This window comes from Mesorhizobium sp. B2-4-14 (assembly GCF_006442155.1).
Classification (GTDB): domain Bacteria; phylum Pseudomonadota; class Alphaproteobacteria; order Rhizobiales; family Rhizobiaceae; genus Mesorhizobium.
The window spans coordinates 1-2,060 of the sequence record NZ_VFVA01000078.1; the positions used below are offsets into that span (position 1 = coordinate 1).

Consider the following 2,060-nt stretch of genomic DNA (forward strand, 5'->3'; position numbering starts at 1 on the left):
TCCGACGATCTCGAACTTGTTGCCGCCGACTGGCGTGCCTGGGCCGATGCCTACCGTCTGCCTATGCTTCTGCTTGGTGCAGACGGAGTTGCGCGCACGCTCGAGGAAACGCTCGGTGCCAGCATCAACGCGCACTCACCCCAGCGAACGCAACATGGACCGCGTCTCGACCATGCGCCCAGACTTTCTAATGCTGGCCTGATGAACAAACTGACGTCGTTAGAGCATATCGGTCGACTGGTGGATCGGAAGTGACCTGACAACGTGTCTCGTGTTCAGTTGGTCTGCAGGGTCGGTCCTCCTCACTGCGCCCGTTGCTGGGGGCCGCGGTTCGTGGCAGACCCGACGAATTTGTCCTAAAACGATGTCGGCCAAGTGTTCCTGAACACGATCTGCCGAAGCTAAGCGCCATCAGCTAGATCACGTGGACCAACGACAGCGGACCGCGTCAACCCCTTCGCTGGGTTCCTGTCTCATGCTGGACAGTAGACAATCCCTGACCCATTCTCCGCCTCGGGGAAAAAGGCCTTGAACGGATATCGCTATGGCAATCAGTCTTCTCCGTCCTTGCCTCAGGCGCCTATTGGCGGCAGGGGTGTCAGCGGTCGACGTGTCACCGAGTGCGCAATAACACGCGCACAAAGTCTGCCGACCCGCGAAACGCTCATCCGCCTCCCAAAGAACTCCAGAACAACGAGATCCGGTCAAATACGATCACCGGATCGGTAAGCACTTGCGAGGAACCCGATCAGGAAACGGCTCGCCCTGGAGCGACATATCGGGAATCGGAGATCAGAGGCGGCCATGGCTTTGCGTAGCAATTTCCTTGCGGTTGGGTGCTACCGACCCGATCAGGTGAGCGCCAAAATTTTCGGAGATTTCACGTTCTCCGAGACGGCTGAAAGGCATCGCCAGGAGGTCTGGCAGAAATTCCAGAAGCGAAATCCCGGAGCCTTCGATGGATCTCTTGCGCGGCTCCACGCGCTTGACGCGACAGGCGAACGCATAGATCTGAAATTCCAGCGAACCACCTTCTCTTCCTATGTCTCGAGTAGGGATCCCGCGTTCGTCGACAGATTCCCAGATGCGAGCCGATCCGACCCGATAGGAATTACTGCCGTGGCGCTAGGGATTGACGGATATGTGCTCGTCACCAGGCGTTCATTGGAGGCTGAACAAAACCCAGGAGGCCTGTATTTCGTCGGGGGCTATGCGAATGCGCATGACGACGGACCCGTGGATCTGTTTGCGGAGGCTGAACGGGAACTGAGGGAGGAGACAGGTTTCGACGAGGTCGATAGATTGGGTTCACGCCTGCTCGGAATCGCCTATGATCCGGTGCACTGCCACCCCGAAATAACCATCTTGCTTCGTGCGAGAGCCTCGGCAGGTGAAATGTTGAAGCATTTGAACAAGGCCACGGATGCGGCCGAGGCCCATTCGCATCATGTTCTCCCTCTCACATCCGTTTTGGACGGGTCGGCTGCAAGCAGGATTGGCGGCCCGGCGACTTGGAGCTTCGGCATCGGCAGCGAACTGCTGAGAAAGACTGACTTGGCGTTTGCCGGAAGATGACTGCAGGACTAGCGTCGGATAACCTGAAATGCAGTTAGGAAGCTAGGTCCCTGTCGAGCGCCGCCGACAGCTCCGCCACGGGTCACCGACTTCAGCGACCGCTGGCGCTCCAGGCCGACTCGCCGCGTCACGTGCCAGGGGTTGTTGTCGATCTGGATCCGGATCAGCATCGGTAGCGAGCCATGTTGAAGGGGAGCGGACGACGTTGGAATACTGGGACAAAGTCGAACAGGGGGCTCGCCTCAGAGGAGCATGGGCATCGAGCTTCGACGATCGCCAGAATGCTCGAGGATGCCGGTGTCCCGGTCTACGGGCCCGAAGGCGGGGCGAGCCAGGTTCACCTGTTCGTGGCGCTGAACGACCTGATGCCAGAGCAGGTGGCGAAATCCGGGCGCGATCACTTCGTCGCGGTGCGGGTTGCACGCAACTGGTGGATAATGTGTAGAGCGGCCAAACGCGGTCGCCGTCATTCGATGCGTCGGGAG

Annotated in this window: 3 protein-coding genes; all 3 read left to right on the forward strand. The window is 59.2% G+C overall.

The features are described 5' to 3' along the window. Positions 1 to 255: DUF6101 family protein (locus FJ938_RS29730; RefSeq protein WP_246673601.1), on the forward strand; the 255-nt coding region annotated here is incomplete at its 5' end. A gap of 549 nt (positions 256 to 804) precedes the next feature. Next, positions 805 to 1,575, forward strand: a complete 771-nt coding sequence (locus FJ938_RS29210) for an NUDIX domain-containing protein (RefSeq protein ID WP_140700119.1) — start codon at positions 805 to 807, stop codon at positions 1,573 to 1,575. A gap of 281 nt (positions 1,576 to 1,856) precedes the next feature. Further along, the coding region (locus FJ938_RS29735; RefSeq protein WP_210243436.1) for a hypothetical protein at positions 1,857 to 2,060 on the forward strand (204 nt) is incomplete at its 3' end.

What these genes read in the sequence shown, in the direction of transcription:
- FJ938_RS29210 (WP_140700119.1), top strand. Translation starts at nt 805, where the DNA reads ATGGCTTTGCGTAGCAATTTCCTTGCGGTTGGGTGCTACCGACCCGAT.